The organism is Flavobacterium muglaense (assembly GCF_014305155.1).
Lineage (GTDB): Bacteria > Bacteroidota > Bacteroidia > Flavobacteriales > Flavobacteriaceae > Flavobacterium > Flavobacterium muglaense.
In genome coordinates, this window is record NZ_JACRUK010000036.1 from 24,429 (window position 1) to 40,370 (window position 15,942).

The 15,942-nt window shown below is 30.9% G+C and carries 14 protein-coding genes and 1 tRNA gene; 7 read left to right on the plus strand and 8 right to left on the minus strand.

What is annotated here, in order from left to right; translation table 11 throughout:
• Positions 1-32: 32 nt before the first annotated feature.
• From H8R24_RS13150 to H8R24_RS13180, 7 genes are all read left to right on the plus strand, one after another.
• Positions 33-2,648, plus strand: coding sequence for an MGH1-like glycoside hydrolase domain-containing protein (locus tag H8R24_RS13150; RefSeq protein ID WP_187019775.1), 2,616 nt, complete (start codon positions 33-35; stop codon positions 2,646-2,648).
• 12 nt (positions 2,649-2,660) lie between these two features.
• Positions 2,661-4,625, plus strand: coding sequence for an amylo-alpha-1,6-glucosidase (locus tag H8R24_RS13155; protein ID WP_187019777.1), 1,965 nt, complete (start codon positions 2,661-2,663; stop codon positions 4,623-4,625).
• A 2-nt stretch (positions 4,626-4,627) separates the two neighbouring features.
• Entirely contained in the window at positions 4,628-5,434 is an 807-nt protein-coding gene (locus H8R24_RS13160) for an MIP/aquaporin family protein (RefSeq protein ID WP_187019779.1), read from the plus strand.
• A gap of 18 nt (positions 5,435-5,452) precedes the next feature.
• A complete protein-coding gene (locus tag H8R24_RS13165) occupies positions 5,453-6,136 on the plus strand; it encodes an SDR family NAD(P)-dependent oxidoreductase (protein WP_187019782.1) in 684 nt (227 codons plus the stop codon).
• Positions 6,136-6,513 (plus strand): DUF1622 domain-containing protein, encoded by a 378-nt coding sequence (locus tag H8R24_RS13170; protein ID WP_187019784.1) that lies wholly within the window; start codon positions 6,136-6,138, stop codon positions 6,511-6,513. Before H8R24_RS13165 ends, H8R24_RS13170 begins: the two co-directional genes overlap by 1 nt.
• 1 nt (position 6,514) lies before the next feature.
• On the plus strand, positions 6,515-6,715 hold the full coding sequence (locus H8R24_RS13175; protein ID WP_187019787.1) for a hypothetical protein: 201 nt from the start codon (positions 6,515-6,517) through the stop codon (positions 6,713-6,715).
• A 99-nt stretch (positions 6,716-6,814) separates the two neighbouring features.
• Positions 6,815-8,686: a Rieske 2Fe-2S domain-containing protein gene (locus H8R24_RS13180; RefSeq protein ID WP_187019789.1), complete on the plus strand. Its 1,872-nt coding sequence runs from the start codon at positions 6,815-6,817 to the stop codon at positions 8,684-8,686.
• Positions 8,687-8,971: 285 nt separating this feature from the next.
• On the opposite strand, the gene H8R24_RS13185 is transcribed toward H8R24_RS13180, so the two are convergent.
• The 8 genes from H8R24_RS13185 to H8R24_RS13220 all read right to left on the minus strand — a co-directional run bounded on the left by H8R24_RS13185 (position 8,972) and on the right by H8R24_RS13220 (position 15,940).
• The gene (locus H8R24_RS13185) at positions 8,972-10,246 is read right to left on the minus strand and encodes a glucose-1-phosphate adenylyltransferase (RefSeq protein ID WP_222617406.1); all 1,275 of its coding nucleotides are present in this window, start codon (positions 10,244-10,246) and stop codon (positions 8,972-8,974) included.
• A gap of 300 nt (positions 10,247-10,546) precedes the next feature.
• The gene (locus H8R24_RS13190) at positions 10,547-11,281 is read right to left on the minus strand and encodes a hypothetical protein (protein ID WP_187019791.1); all 735 of its coding nucleotides are present in this window, start codon (positions 11,279-11,281) and stop codon (positions 10,547-10,549) included.
• Between the two features lie 36 nt (positions 11,282-11,317).
• Complete coding sequence (locus tag H8R24_RS13195) at positions 11,318-12,016, minus strand: phosphopantothenoylcysteine decarboxylase domain-containing protein (RefSeq protein ID WP_187019794.1); 699 nt, start codon at positions 12,014-12,016, stop codon at positions 11,318-11,320.
• An 81-nt stretch (positions 12,017-12,097) separates the two neighbouring features.
• Positions 12,098-12,877, minus strand: coding sequence for a DUF1223 domain-containing protein (locus H8R24_RS13200; protein WP_187019796.1), 780 nt, complete (start codon positions 12,875-12,877; stop codon positions 12,098-12,100).
• A gap of 5 nt (positions 12,878-12,882) precedes the next feature.
• On the minus strand, positions 12,883-13,446 hold the full coding sequence (gene msrB / locus H8R24_RS13205; RefSeq protein ID WP_187019799.1) for a peptide-methionine (R)-S-oxide reductase MsrB: 564 nt from the start codon (positions 13,444-13,446) through the stop codon (positions 12,883-12,885).
• Between the two features lie 93 nt (positions 13,447-13,539).
• Positions 13,540-14,220 (minus strand): Crp/Fnr family transcriptional regulator, encoded by a 681-nt coding sequence (locus H8R24_RS13210; protein WP_187019801.1) that lies wholly within the window; start codon positions 14,218-14,220, stop codon positions 13,540-13,542.
• A 134-nt stretch (positions 14,221-14,354) separates the two neighbouring features.
• The gene (locus H8R24_RS13215; RefSeq protein ID WP_187019804.1) at positions 14,355-15,593 is read right to left on the minus strand and encodes a site-specific integrase; all 1,239 of its coding nucleotides are present in this window, start codon (positions 15,591-15,593) and stop codon (positions 14,355-14,357) included.
• 272 nt (positions 15,594-15,865) lie between these two features.
• Positions 15,866-15,940, minus strand: a tRNA-Val gene (locus tag H8R24_RS13220).
• Positions 15,941-15,942: the final 2 nt, after the last annotated feature.

Sequence of the window (15,942 nt, forward strand, 5' to 3'; positions counted from 1 at the left end):
AGTAAATCTAAAAAGTAAAAACATAAAACATCATGGAAAACGAAAGGCTATCGGATCATTACAATAAAAAAACAAATTGGCTAAAATTTGGACCGTATCTCAGCGAAAGACAATGGGGAACGGTAAGAGAAGATTACAGTGAAGGTGGTACCGCATGGGATTATTTCCCTCACGATCATGCACGTTCTCGAACCTATCGTTGGGGAGAAGATGGTATTGCCGGAATTTCTGATGAATTGCAACGTATTTGCTTTTCGGTAACTTTATGGAATGGTAAAGATCCTATTTTAAAAGAACGAATTTTTGGTTTGGCTGGTCCAGAAGGTAATCATGGTGAGGATGTGAAAGAGTTGTATTATTATTTAGATAGTACGCCTACGCACTCTTATATGAAACATTTGTATAAATATCCACAAGCTGAATTTCCGTATAAACAGTTGGTTGAAATGAATAGAAATCGTTCTAAAAGCGAAGCCGAATTTGAGCTTTTAGATTCTGGTATTTTTAATGACAACAAGTATTTTGATGTCTTTACAGAATATGCCAAAAATAATGAAGAAGATATTTTAATCCGAATCACAGTTGCCAATCGAGGTAATGAAGCAGCGCCAATTACTATTTTACCAACACTTTGGCTACGAAATCTTTGGACACCAAACGTCTTGAAAGAAAAACCTAGTTTAAAATTATCTAAATCAGGTACTACAAAATTTGTAGTGTTAAATCATTCTGAATTAGGAGACTACAATTTTTATTTTCAAACCGTAGATGAATTACTTTTTACAGAAAATGAAAGCAATAAAGAACGTTTGTGGAATCAACCCAACGAAACTCCTTTTGTAAAAGATGCTTTTCATAATGCCGTAATCAATAATGATTTTTCATTATTTAAAGATAATACACAAGGCACAAAATTTTCTCCTTTATATCAAAGAACAGTTCCTGCTAATGGAGAAACAGTTGTTTATGTTCGACTTTCAAAAGAGGCGATTAAAAGTCCTTTTGATGCAAAATCACTGCAATTATTTGATCAAAGAATTAGCGAAGCCGATGCTTTTTACGATAAAATAATCACAAAAGATGCAGCATTAGCTAACATACAACGCCAAGCATTTGCGGGAATGTTGTGGTCTAAACAATACTATAATATAGACATTCCTATTTGGCTTAATGGTGATGAAGGACAAGTTCCACCTCCAGCCAATCGAAAAACAGGACGAAATAGCAATTGGAAAACCTTGAATAATGAAGATATTATATCCATGCCAGACAAATGGGAATATCCTTGGTATGCCGCTTGGGATTTGGCTTTTCATTGCGTCCCGCTTTCCATGGTGGATACCCAATTTGCAAAAGACCAATTGATATTGTTTTTAAGAGAATGGTACATGCATCCAAATGGTCAAATTCCGGCTTATGAATGGGCTTTTGGAGACGTAAATCCTCCTGTTCATGCATGGTCAGCTATGAAAGTGTACCGAATGGAAAAAGAAAAAACAGGTCAAGGTGATGTTGATTTCTTAAAGCGCGTTTTCCATAAACTAATGCTCAACTTTACTTGGTGGGTAAACCGAAAAGATGCAAAAGGAAATAATGTTTTTGAAGGTGGATTTTTAGGATTAGACAATATTGGAATTTTCGACAGAAGTTCTGCCATTCCTGGTGGCGGTCATTTAGAACAAGCTGATGGTACTTCCTGGATGGCAATGTACAGTTTGAATTTGCTTGACATGGCTTTAGAAATTAATGCTTATGATAAATCCTTTGAAGATGTTACCACCAAATTTTTTGAACATTTTGCCTATATCGCCGAAAGTTTAAACCGCATCGGACACGATTGGTCTGGCGCATGGGACGAAGATCAAGGTTTTTTCTATGATATTTTAGCATTACCCAACAATGAATATGTGCCTTTAAAAGTAAGATCTCTAGTCGGTTTAACTACTCTTTTTGCTGTTTTACCTTTAGATAAAGAACGATTGGACAAAGCTCCTGATTTTTTGAGAAGATTGAAATGGTTTTCTAACTATCAAGAAAAAACGCATGATTATCAAGTAATTGAAGAAGCGAAAAACGATAAGATGCTATTGTCTTTAATTCCAAAAAAACGTTTAAAAAGATTATTAGAAGCAATGTTGGATGAAGCCGAATTTCTTTCACCAAATGGAATTAGATCGTTGTCTAAAATTCATGAAAATGGGTATAGCGAATGGATTGCTGGTGAACAGTTTGGTTTAAGTTATGATCCAGCCGAAAGTAATTCTGGATTGTTTGGAGGAAACTCCAATTGGCGAGGACCAGTTTGGATGCCAATGAATTATTTGCTAATTGAATCATTGCGAAGTTATTACAATTATTACGGAGCTAGTTTTAAAGTCGAGTTTCCTACTGGTTCAAATAATTTATTACACTTAAATCAAGTAGCGGATGAATTATCTAAACGATTAATTGGAATTTTTCAAGAAGATGCTTCAGGAAATCGACCAGTAAATAATTATGATTCTTTTTATAAAAACGAACATTCAAAAGACCTTATTCTGTTTTACGAATATTTTCATGGTGATAACGGAAGAGGTGTTGGAGCTACACATCAAACAGGTTGGACTGGAGTAGTTGCTGAACTAATTGATAAAGTTTACACAAAATAAAATATAACGATTATGGAAAGAAATTTATTAGAAAAAGAATGGATTCATACCAACGGAATTGGTGGTTATGCTTCTTCAACAATTTCTGGAGCTAATTCTCGTCGCTATCATGGATTATTGGTAGCTTCCTTAAATCCGCCAACAGACAGAAGAGTATTAGTAAGTAAGATTGATGAAGAAATCAAACTTTCAAATGATGAAACAATTCAATTAGGTTCGAATCAATATCCAAATGCGGTGTATCCGCAAGGGCATTTTTTTATCAAAGAATATCAAATTTTTCCGTATCCTGTTTTTACATTTGAAGGTGACAATTTTAAAATTCAAAAATCTATATTTCATAAACGCGGGTCTAACTCTGTTTTTATTGAATATGTGAATCAAGGAAAAGAAACCATCGAAATTTCTTTAAACACAACTTTTGTCAATAGAGATTACCACAGCATGTCTCACGAAAGTGAAAACTGCAATTTTTATAAAGCGGAGGTCGAAAATGGTCAACAAATCATTTATGCTTACTATGAATCGATACCCGTTTACGAGAAAATTTCTAAAGGAAAATTCGAAGAAAACAGACAATGGATAAAAAATGTGGAGTACAATGAAGAACGAAAAAGAGGCTTGGATTTTAATGAAGATACCTATTCTATTGGTTCTTGGGTTGTCAATTTAAAACCCAAAGAAAAAGTAGTTTTATCTTATTCTACAGATGAAAATCTATATTCATTTGATCCTGAAAAAGAAAAAAAAGAGATTATTGCTTACCAAAAAACAATCACTTCTAGTAAAAACAATACCTTTTTTAACGACTTATTGCTTTCTGGAGATCAGTTTGTTGTAGATAGAAATTCAACACAAAGCAAAACTATAATTGCAGGCTATCATTGGTTTACCGATTGGGGAAGAGATACTATGATTGCCATGCGTGGATTAAGCATTGCCACTGGAAGACAAGATGAGTCCAAACTAATTTTAGAAACATTCTTAAAAAGTTTAAACCAAGGCATGTTGCCCAATCGCTTTCCGGATAACCCAAATGATGAACCAGAATTTAACACTGTTGACGCTACGCTTTGGATGTTTATTGTTTTATATGAATATTATGAAAAATTCAAAGATTTAGAATTAATTCAGAACAATTTCAACCAATTAACTGAAGTAATAGACTATCATTTAAACGGAACCCGTTATAATATTCACAACACACCAGAAGGCTTTATTTATGCAGGAGAAGGAATTGCTCAACTAACTTGGATGGATGCGAGAATTGGTGATTATGTTGTAACGCCAAGACACGGTTGTCCGGTTGAAATTAATGTCTTATGGTATAATGCCTTAAAAATTTATCAGCATTTTTCAACTTTAGCAAACCATTCAATTGACGCTAGAATAACTGAAATCATTAATCATTTCTCTCACAATTTTAAAAATCATTTTTTTAATAATAAAGGCTTTCTTAATGATTTAGTGTTGCCAACAATTTCTGAAGATCAATCTTTGCGTCCCAATCAAATTTATGCTTTGAGTTTGCCTTTTAATCTTTTAAATATTGAAGATGAAAAATCGGTTTTTAAAACCGTTGAAGAGTATCTTTATACTGATTTAGGATTACGAACTTTAGCAGACAATCATCCTGATTTTAAACCTTTTTATGGTGGAGATATTTGGAGCAGAGATAATGCTTATCATCAGGGAACCGTTTGGCCATTTATTTTTGGCGAATTCTGGACAGCAAAATACAACATGAGTAGTGATAAAGAAAAAGAAAAGGTAAAAAATGAGTTTGTAAAAGCAGTCCAAACGCTGAAAAATCATTTTTACAACGAAAATGGATTGTATTCCATCTCTGAAATATTTGATGGTAAAGACCCAAAACCAAATCTTGGAAGAGGTACAATGCAACAAGCCTGGTCAGTTTCAAATATCATCAAAGTAATGATTGATTTTGGATTGACTGGAAACGAAATAGAAATATAAAAATGATTACAACCTTTAAATCCAATTGGAAAATATACAGTTATGAAGCATTAGCATTAGGCTTGTTCATGGTCTCGGCTTGTGCTTTTGCCATTATTATTGAGCATCCCGATTTTTGGATAAAAAACAATGTTGAAAGTGCCATTTTTAGACGATTCTTAATGGGTTGTGCAATGGGATTAACTGCCGTTTTATTAATCTATTCTAAATTCGGAAAAATATCTGGAGCACACATGAATCCTGCTGTTACAATTGCCAATTGGCAGATGGATAGAATGAAAACTTCTGATGCTATTTTTTATATTATTTTTCAATTTATTGGAGGCATTTTGGGAGTACTACTATTTAAAATTTTCTTTTTTGAATATATTAGTAATCCCGAGATTAATTATGTTGTAACAATTCCTTCAACTTCTTCGAGTTCTGCTTTAAAACCCTTTTTATTTGAATTTTTAATTTCATTTATAATGCTTTTATCGGTTTTAATTTTGAGTAATGTTCCAAAATTAGCCAACTACACTGGTTATTTTGTGGGTGTTTTGCTAGTGATTTATATCACATTTGAAGCACCTATATCAGGAATGAGTATAAATCCGGCAAGAACAGTCGCATCAGCATTCTCATCTGGAAATTATTCCAATTTATGGCTTTATTTTGTTGCTCCCATATTCGGAATGTTATTAGCAAGTCTGATTTTCAGAAGAGCGTACAAATCAATAAATTGTGAATGCCAAACTATGCAATGTTTTATGTCTGGAAACAAACACACTAACAAAGTTTACGAAGTGCTAAAATATTACTTTAACTAAATTATTATTAAAAATTATATGAAAAAATCAATTATTATTAGTGGTGCTTCTGGAAATTTAGGGAAAGAAGTGGTGAAAAAATTAGCTGAAAATGGCTGTAACTTGTCTTTAACCGTAAGTAATCGAACACCTGATGAATATAATCATATAGAAAACACCTTTAGCAAAGTTGTTGATTTGAATAACGAAACCGAAGCTAAAAATTTCGTAAATGACGCAGTTGAAAGAAAAAAAACTATTGATGCTGCCGTTCTTTTAGTTGGAGGATTTACCTCTGGTGATATAAAAAATACCACCAACGAAGAGGTTATGAAAATGATAAATATCAATTTCTTTACAGCATACAATTTGGTTCGACCATTATTAAATCATTTTGAAAAACAAGGTTTTGGACAAATCATTTTAGTAAGTTCAAAAGCAGCTGTAGAACCAGGAAAAGGAGTGACTTGTTTTGCTTATACCTTATCGAAACAAATGCTGAACAGTTTGGCACAGTTTATAAATACTTCCAGCGAGAAAACGGTTGTAAATATAATTGTTCCTAGCATAATAGATACACCAGCGACAAGACCGTCTGCTCCAAATGCAGATTATTCGCAATGGGTTTCTACAGAAACGTTAGCTGAAAGTATTGCTTTTTTAGTATCTGATACTGGAAAACAATTGAGAGATACTGTTTTAAAAGTTTATAATAATTCCTAATGGAAACAAACATCGAAACTATAATATCTTCAATATCATTTATAATTCAACTTTGTAGTGCCTCTATTTTATTATTTGGATTTGTGAAAATATTCATCAAGTTTTGGCTATTTGAATTTAAAAGTTTCCGATTAGAAAACAAAGAAATACCCTCTAATTTCAAACAATTAAAACTTGAAATTGGTGCTTACATTTTGTTAGGATTGGATTTTTATATCATTGCTGACATACTAGAATCAATGGTGGCGCAAGACGAAAAAAGCTTAATTAGATTGGCATTAGTAATAGTAATCAGAACCGTCATTGGTTATTTTCTTGGAAAAGAATTAGAGCATGATAATCATGAAAATAAATTAAATTTACAAAAACAAAATTAAAATGATAGTCATCTATTTACTCTATTTATATGTCCTTTTAGGAATTTTAATTGCTTTATGGTTTGCTTTTTTTAAAGTGCATCATCTAGATCATAATGCCGAGGAAACCTCGTTATTATTCCGACTTTTAATACTTCCTGGAAGTATTATTTTATGGCCGTATATCATCTATAAAAATTATAAACATGATCGCAAAGTATAGAAAAACACACTTTTTTTTATGGATAGTTTTGACAATCGTATTGATTTCATTAGCTATTTTAGGTTATTTATGTATTCCAAAATATTAAAAATCAATTAGATGTCAGTAAAATATATTCCAATAATTTGGAACCCTTTCAAAACAAAATACGATGTTATTTTTGCTTTATTCGTTGTTTTATACTTAACCGGATTCATTTCTATAAGTATGTATTTGTATCCACAACTTATTATCGATACCATAATAATTCGCTCTTTTGGAACTTTAGCAATTTTAATTCTGCATATAATTTTGGCGATTGGTCCATTATCAAGAATAAATAAAAGTTTTTTACCCATCTTATACAATAGAAGACATTTAGGTGTTTCGATGTTTTTAATCGTCAGTGTTCATGCGGTATATTCTATTATTTTCTTTCATGGATATGGTGTAAACAATCCGTTGTATAATCTATTCACAGCCAATACGCATTACGAATCATTGACATTTTTCCCCTTTCAGATTCTTGGATTTTTTGCTTATCTAATTTTAATGGTAATGGCATTTACAAGTCATGATTTTTGGCTTAATTTTCTTTCTCCAAAAGTTTGGAAAGCCATGCACATGATCGTTTATATTGCCTACGGATTGGTTATAATGCATGTAGTTTTAGGAATTATACAATATGAAAATAGTCCCATCTTATTTTCCTTATTGTTTTTAGGTTTGGTTACTATTTTGTCATTGCACATTATTTCAGGTTATAAAGAGTATAAATTTGATAAGAAAAAAAGCATAACTGATCATATGGGTTGGGTGTATGTGTGCACTCCGAATGAAATCGATGAGAATTGCGCCAAAATGGTAACAATTGATGGCGAAAGAATTGCAGTTTTTAAATACGGAAACAAATTAAGTGCCGTTCATAATGTTTGTAAACACCAAAACGGACCATTGGGCGAAGGTAAAATTGTAGATGGCTGTATTACCTGTCCATGGCATGGGTATCAATATTTGCCGGATAAAGGTAGAGCTCCAGAACCATTTACGGAATTATTGGCTACTTATGAATTGAAGTTAATTGGAGATAAAATTTATGTAAATCCTAAAGCATTTCCCGAAGGAACAGCTATTGAACCAACAACAATTCCATCTGAGGAAACGAAATTAGATACTGATTTTTTTATTGGTTGGTTAGGAAAAATTCCAAATTCGTACCAAAGTACATTGCGTTTCTTTGTACCTTCTCTATTTATCATAAGCATTCTATTAATAGTTATAATTAGCAATTCAACAAATAAAATTAGGTTTAGTTCCTATGATTATTATAAGACACTATCGTTTGAAGGCGAGCTTTTATTGAAACCATTTCCAATGCTACGCGTTTTAGAAATGGATAAAAATAGAAATCCTAAAGTAGTGCTGTATCCGTTAGTAAATGAAGGTAAGTTTGGTGCTGACCAATCGGTTCAAGCATTTTTATCTCAATATCCAAATGAAAAAAGGGTATTTGTACAAATTCAAGCTAAAATTATCGAACGCGATGGTCAAGTTGCAATGGAGTTAATGAATAAAAAGAATAATATTAAAAAGATTAAATTCAATGCTTCTATAACACCTTTAGTGTTTGGAAAACCAAAAGACACTATAATGAAAGGGCAAATTATTGATCCAAAATGTTATTTAGGTGTTATGAATCCTGGCGAAGGAAAACCGCATCGTTCTTGTGCTATAAATTGCATTAAAGGTGGGATTATGCCCGCTTTTATTACCGAAAATAGCCAGGCAAAAAACTATTATATCTTAATTGGAAATGATGGAAAAAAAGTAAATAATGCCATTTTGTTTGCTGTTGCCGAACCTATTGAAATAAAAGGGAAAGTACAAAAAATTGATAATTGGAATTTACTTTATATTGATGCTAAAGCTAGTATAAAACGATTGTCATATCCTATTGATTCAAATTATAATTGTGGTTTATTTCAACATTAATTTACAATCTAAAGTTATTATGGACTTTTTACAAATAGTATTTAATAGCCGTTATTGTTTTGATAACGGCTTATTCTATATATACTAGCCGCAATATGACGGATTTTGTTCACTCGGAATGTCAAATGGTTACAAAGCCTCAACAAAACCAATAGCTTTTACAATTGTAAATGACAAATTATATTTAAATTGTAATTTAAAATATAGAGAAGATTGGTTAAAAGATAAAGAAGAACGAATAATAAGAGCAGACTGCAATTGGGAAAAATTACACCAAAATTAATGTTATACTACTTCAAATCCATTCGATAGAATAGCTCCTTTTTTAACTACAATTATACCGTCTTTAATTGTATACAATTCAGTATTTTTATTTTCAAGATGTTTACCACCAATTAATTTCACATCATTACCAATTCGACAATTTTTATCTACAATAGTATTGTTTAAAACACATCTCTCTCCAATACCAATATTTATTAGTTTTTTTATGTTATTGATATGAATTTCTTCTAAATTTTGATAATAATCGTTACCCATTAAATAGGAGTTTGTAATTGTTGAATCTTTGCCAATTCTACTTCTAATTCCTACAACAGAATGTTTAATTGAAACACCATTAATGATACAGCCTTCAGCAATAATTGATTTGTCAATAGTGGACGAACCTGTGATTTTTGATGGTGGTAAAACCCTAGCACGAGTATATATTTTACTTGAATTATCAAAAAGATTAAATTTCGGAATGTCATCGGTTAATCCTAAATTAGCTTCAAAAAAGGAGTCAATGTTACCAATATCAGTCCAGTATCCTTCGTATTGATAACTTAATATTTTTTGTTTTCCAATAGCTTGCGGAATAATTTCTTTGCCAAAATCTTTCGTTTCTGTTTGATACATTAATTCATTTAATAGCTCTCGGTTAAATATATAAATCCCCATTGATGCTAAATAATTTTTGCCTTTTGCTCTCATTTCCTCACTAACTTCAGATTCCCATTGAGGTAATAAATTAGGACTTGGTTTTTCTATAAATGAGGTAATAAAATTATCAGAATCAGTTTTTAAAATTCCAAATTCTGGAGCATCTTTAGCATCTACAGGTAAAGTAGCGATTGAAATAGTTGCTCCGCTTTCTCGGTGTGCAGTAATCATTTCATTAAAATCCATTTGATACAATTGATCACCCGATAAAATTAGCGCATAATCATAATCATGACTATTAAAATGAGGCATACATTGCCTAACAGCATCTGCTGTTCCTTGAAACCAAGTAGGATTATCAGGAGTTTGTTCTGCAGCTAAAATATCAACAAAAGCCGAACTAAAATGGCTAAAATGATATGTGTTTTTGATATGTTGATTTAAAGAAGCCGAATTAAATTGTGTCAAAACAAACATTCGATTTATATTTGAATTGATACAATTGGATATTGGAATATCTACCAATCGATATTTTCCTGCAATTGGAACAGCAGGTTTGGATCTGTTTTCTGTTAGTGGTGATAATCTAGAACCTTGTCCTCCGCCTAAAATTATTGCTAATACACTTTTTTGCATAGTTTCTATAAATATTTGTTGTACAAATTTAAGACAATAAAAAAAGTGAAAATGTCCGTTAACTTACAAAACCGTTGTTTTTATTTTTAAAATTAATTGGCTGAAATACTTTTAATTAGTTCAAAAGAAGTTAAAACTATACATTTTAGAGCATATCTCTTTCAGTCTCCATAAACTTTTACTGCTAATTAGTAGACTTTTTTCAAGTTTATATTTAATCTCTGATTTTGTAGAAGCTCTTTTTTAATCTTGCAACTTTTCAGACTTTAGTTATCTAAACTAAAACTGTGGACTTTCCTTTCATATCATTTTATTTGTAAAGTTTTCATCTTGATGATATAACGGATTAATTTTTAAAATTTGAATAATTGTTTCAGGATTTAAATAGCGTTCTTTTTTTGTCATATATTTAAAGTTATCAGCTCCACGCCAATTGTCGATATTTAGATTTTTTCTCACTGATTTGCTCCAATCCAATAATTGATACCCCAATCCGTGGTTAATGCAAATGTGATCTGTTCTTGACTCTAATTTGTCGACTTGATTTTTAGAAAAGATTTCAATTAGTAGAAGATTACACATTTTGCTAAAACTTTTGGTCATATAATCCGAAACATGAGAAAGTTCATGCCCTAAGACACCAATTTGAGCATTAAAATTTAAATTTTTGAGAAGGATTGGTTCTAGTCTTGAATTGGTTAATTCACTTATTGTTATAATGTATTTTCTTTTTTTTGATGATTGTAATAATCCAAAAAAATTAGGTCTTGAAGAAAGTGGTGTGTTTGTTTTTTTTAGTTTGAACTCGATAATTGTGTTTTTTAGTTCTGGAAAGTAGGAAAGAGCAATTAGGATTTGTGTTTCATAAAGAGTTGGAATAATTTTATTTGTTCCAAATTCTTTTTTTAATTCATTTAACGTATCAATTTCATAACTGTTTGACGCAAAGTTTTTTACTACTTCTTGTGCATTGATTGACAAAGAAGCAAAAGCAATTATTATAAAAAGTAACTTAAATTTGGGTTCTAGTTTCATAGAGTTATAAATTGTTATTATTGACACAACTAACAATCAAATCAAATTATTAACCAAATGATTATTTTCTTCTTCTATAATGTTATAACTGTTTTTAAGATGTGTTAAGATATCTAATGCAACTTCTTTTTTGTTTTTTAAAGGAAATGAAAAAAGTGATAAATTTTTATCTACAATTGTTATTTTATTTGTGTCATAACCAAAACCCTCATTAACATTAGGCGAATTAACAACTATTAAATCAAAGTTTTTCTTTTTGAGTTTGTCTACAGCATTTTCATGAATATTGTTAGTTTCCAAAGCAAACCCAACAGATTTTTGATTTTCAGTTTTTACTTTTCCAAATTCAAAAGCGATGTCAACATTTTTTTCTAATTCTAATGTGGTTTCGTTTTCGATTTTCTTGATTTTTATAACCGAAGTATTCTTTGCTTTGTAATCGGCAACAGCTGCACAAAAAATAGCAACATCAATATTTTCAAAATGTTTTTGACAAGCTTCATACATTTGATTGCCACTCATAACGGAAACTATTTTATTCTTTGGAAATGATGAGGTTATTGATACTGGACCACTAATTAAAATAACATCTGCACCCATTTGATGCAAAGCTTCAGCAATTGCATAACCCATTTTACCACTACTTTCGTTTGATATAAATCGAACAGGATCAATATATTCTCTAGTTGGTCCGGCTGTAATGAGTATTTTTTTATTTTTTAGTGAGGTTTCCATTAATTTAGTTTTTTATTTAATACTGCAAAATAATATAGATTAAAGAAGCATTTTGTCAGCTATCTATCAAATTGATTAAATTCATTTAATTTCTGATTTTGTTGCTCCAATTATTGCGCCTGTAGTTGAATTTTGAAGGTAGGCAACTACCATAAAATCTGATGGTATTTTATTTGTATTAAATTCAAAACTTGTTTTGTTGATAGTATTTGAGTGACTTTTTATAGTTTTAAAATCGTAAACTATATTGTAACTCGTTTGTTTTAAACCACTATTTTCACCTCGTTTGATATTTGTGAACTCTTTTTTCTTTACCAATGCTAAATTGGTAATGATACTGGCAGCCGTAGCACCAGTTTCATATTCTATATTCAAAGTATTTTCATTGATAGATGATTTTTCGATGTTGATATGGAACGTATTTTTTAAAGCTAATTCTTTGTTTACTATACTTTCAATAGCAGTTTCTTTACTTCCTACTAATTCATATTTGCCGTTTATCACAATTTGTGGAGTATAATTTCCTTGTGCATTTAATTGACTAACGTAGTTGCTTTGCCTTGCGGTGAATTCTGATTTACTGAATGGATCATTCCACCCAAGTCGGTTCCAATAATCAACATGAAACGCTAATGGAATAATATTTGGATTGTTTTGAGTAGCGTATTTAGCTAAAACTGAATCAGCTGGCGGACAACTGCTGCAACCTTGTGAGGTAAAAAGTTCAAGTACTGCAAAACCTTCTGTTGCAGTTTTACTTTCTTTGTTTTCTATTACTTTTTTTAAAGTAAAACTTGATATACCTAGAGTTAAGATTATCAAACCTGTGTAAAGTACTGTTTTTAAAAATGAATCTTCCATTGTGATTATTTTTTGTGATTAGGAATAAAGTCTAATGCGATTGAGTTCATACAATATCTTTTGCCAGTTGGTTCTGGACCATCATCAAAAAGATGTCCTAAATGTCCGTCGCATCTGCCACAAAGCGCTTCCAAACGTTCTACTCCTAATGAATTGTCTTTTTTGTAAACTACACTTTTTGAATTGGCTTGCTCAAAGAAACTTGGCCAACCGCAGTTGCTAGAAAATTTTGCTCTAGAACGAAAAAGTTTAAAACCACAAGCTGCGCAGTAATAAGTTCCTTTTTCATCAGTGTCCCAATATTTTCCGGTAAAAGGTCGCTCGGTATCTGCATGCCTTGAAACGGCATAAACATCAGGTGAAAGTACTTTTTCCCAATCAGCATCGGAAAGTTTTAGCTTTTTTGTACTTGTGTTGGAATAGTAAGGATTGCTGGGTTTTGTTATAGTATCATTGTTACTAATAACTTCAACCGCTTTTAATTCATTTTTCTTAAACTGGTTAAAAGCAGTTAAAAAAAGAACTGAAAATAAAAGTAGTGCGCTAATTTGTATATTAATTTTTTTCATCTTTTTAAATTTTATAGTACAAATTTATTGAGATGAAAAAGGTAATAGTGTCACCTAATTTACAATTGGAGATAATTAGGACTTTATTAACTTTTAATTAAGTTTGGTAATATCTTCAATAATTATTTTTTTTCTATCATATGAAAGAATTCCCATATCCTCTAACTCTTTAAGTAAAGTTGTTGCTGTTTGGCGAGAAGTACAAATAATTTGAGCAATATCGTTTTGAGTTAAATAATTATCAATTATTACTCTTTTCTTATCTATCAATCCGTCTTTAGTTGCCCATTCTTTTAGAAAGTGCAATAATCTATTTTTAGCATCTTTAGAAACAAGATTAGAATATTGATTTTTAATATTTTTTAATTTTAAACCAACAAATTTTGTATATGATAATGACAAATTTGGGTATTGCAACAATAAATTTTCAAAATCCGACATTAAAAAACTACAAATACTAACATCCTCCGTTAATGCTTTTGCATATTCGTTTGAAGTAATATCATTCTCTAATGACAATTCACCAAATAAATCTCCCTTTTGAATAATGTCTTTAATAATTTCGTTCCCATCTTCATCAATTTCAACAATTTTTATGTGTCCTTTTGTTAGCAAAAAAATTCTTGGTAAATCTGAAGACGAAAAATAAATTATTTCTCCTTTATTCGCTTTCTTATATTTAACTATAATACATAATTGCTTAATCTGATTATAGTTCAAAGTTCTAAACAATTTATGATCTCGCAAATACCAATATTTTAATTCTTCGGACATTGTTTTTTTGTAAAATTAGCATTTTTTATGCATAAAATCAATTATAAATAACTCTTATATCTTTATTGAATCCCCTGTTTTATAATAATATTATTATTATTATTCAAATTTCTTGAAAGCAGTAGGTAATAAAATTAATTAGCCTTTGAAATTATAATAATTCGCTTCATTTTATCTCTTAAAACCTGCATATCCTCACTTACTTTTTTGTCTAAAATTTTTGCGTAGTGTTGTGTAGTCTGTATATTTTTATGACCTAGCATTTTGCTTACGGTTTCAATAGGAACGCCATTTGTAAGTGTTACAGATGTGGCGAAAGTGTGTCGAGCCATGTGGAAAGTAATTTCTTTAGGAATGTCGCATAAGTCACCAATTTCTTTGAGATAGGCATTCATTTTTTGATTGGTCAAAATAGGCAAGACGCTATCTTCATTTAAACACTTTGGATGATCAGAGTATTTTTGGATGATTTCTTGGGCAATTGGCAGCACAGGAATTTTTGACTTTGTATCTGTTTTCTGGCGATTTTTGAATATCCATTTTTCGCCATCGATGCCTATTGCAATGTGATCTTTCTTCAAACCTTTTACATCAACATAAGACAATCCGGTGTAACAAGAGAAAATGAAAATATCTTTTACTAAATTTAATCGTTCTGATGAAAAGCGTTTGTTATAAATTCTGTTTAATTCTTCTTCAGTAAGAAAATCCCGTTCCACTTCTTTCATTTTTCCTTCGTATCTACTACAAGGATTTTTATCTAACCAATCATTGTCCAGACAAATCTTGATTATTTTTCTAAAATTCCTAACATATTTAACCGCAGTATTGTTATTGCATTTTTTTACACATCGTAAATAGAATTCAAATTCGGTTATAAAAGCATAATCAATTTTAGCAATGCTAATGTCTGAAACATTATATTTCCACAAAATGAATTCTTGCAGGTGTTTTAAAGATATTTTAAACCGTTCTAACGTTCCGTAAGCATATCCATTTCCGATGAGGTCTTCGATTTTATCATTGTGATTTTGATAAATTGGAATTATCATTCGCTCTCGTTGATGGGTACCTAATATTCTTGACTTGAAATTCTCCAGGGATAATTCTTCATTTTTATGGATTAACTGCATTTGAATATCAAAAACTTTAGATTTCATCAAATCAAGATAGTTATTTAATGTTCTAGCTTCTTCGGAGCTGCCCTTCATTTTGGATAGTTCTGGAGACCATTTTGATTTATCAATGAATTTCTTGGAACTGAATTCGAAGCGTTGACCGTCAACGGTTAATCGAATATAAATTGGTAATTGTCCAGCTACATTAGCTTTTGTGGTTTTCGTATAAATGTGTAAAGTGATTTTTGCTTTCATAGTGTTAACCTTTTAATTAGTATTCAATTTAATTTTCTAATTGGTAGCAAACAAGATGTACATATTTTGAACAAGCATTGAACTGGTTACTAGTACGACTGTTTGCAAGTATTGAGAAGATTTAGCGAGACCCTAAATTGTAAATTTTTTAGGGTCTCGATTTTGTCCCTTTCCAATTAAGATTGAATGAATAATTTGGTATATGCGCAAAAGAAAAAACCCTATAAATCTTAAGATTTATAGGGTTTTAAAACCATTTGTTATTAGACTTGTGGGCGATGAGGGGTTCGAACCCCCGACCCCCTCGGTGTAAACGAGGTGCTCTGAACCAGCTGAGCTAATCGCCCTA

Bases quoted from the DNA above. Each gene is read 5' to 3' on its own strand.
- H8R24_RS13170 (WP_187019784.1), top strand. From the start codon at position 6,136: ATGGAAACAAACATCGAAACTATAATATCTTCAATATCATTTATAATT.
- H8R24_RS13180 (WP_187019789.1), top strand. From the start codon at position 6,815: ATGTCAGTAAAATATATTCCAATAATTTGGAACCCTTTCAAAACAAAA.
- H8R24_RS13200 (WP_187019796.1), bottom strand. From the start codon at position 12,877: ATGGAAGATTCATTTTTAAAAACAGTACTTTACACAGGTTTGATAATC.
- H8R24_RS13160 (WP_187019779.1), top strand. From the start codon at position 4,628: ATGATTACAACCTTTAAATCCAATTGGAAAATATACAGTTATGAAGCA.
- H8R24_RS13165 (WP_187019782.1), top strand. From the start codon at position 5,453: ATGAAAAAATCAATTATTATTAGTGGTGCTTCTGGAAATTTAGGGAAA.
- H8R24_RS13215 (WP_187019804.1), bottom strand. From the start codon at position 15,593: ATGAAAGCAAAAATCACTTTACACATTTATACGAAAACCACAAAAGCT.
- H8R24_RS13175 (WP_187019787.1), top strand. From the start codon at position 6,515: ATGATAGTCATCTATTTACTCTATTTATATGTCCTTTTAGGAATTTTA.
- H8R24_RS13155 (WP_187019777.1), top strand. From the start codon at position 2,661: ATGGAAAGAAATTTATTAGAAAAAGAATGGATTCATACCAACGGAATT.
- H8R24_RS13195 (WP_187019794.1), bottom strand. From the start codon at position 12,016: ATGGAAACCTCACTAAAAAATAAAAAAATACTCATTACAGCCGGACCA.
- H8R24_RS13150 (WP_187019775.1), top strand. From the start codon at position 33: ATGGAAAACGAAAGGCTATCGGATCATTACAATAAAAAAACAAATTGG.
- H8R24_RS13185 (WP_222617406.1), bottom strand. From the start codon at position 10,246: ATGCAAAAAAGTGTATTAGCAATAATTTTAGGCGGAGGACAAGGTTCT.
- H8R24_RS13210 (WP_187019801.1), bottom strand. From the start codon at position 14,220: ATGTCCGAAGAATTAAAATATTGGTATTTGCGAGATCATAAATTGTTT.
- msrB (WP_187019799.1), bottom strand. From the start codon at position 13,446: ATGAAAAAAATTAATATACAAATTAGCGCACTACTTTTATTTTCAGTT.
- H8R24_RS13190 (WP_187019791.1), bottom strand. From the start codon at position 11,281: ATGAAACTAGAACCCAAATTTAAGTTACTTTTTATAATAATTGCTTTT.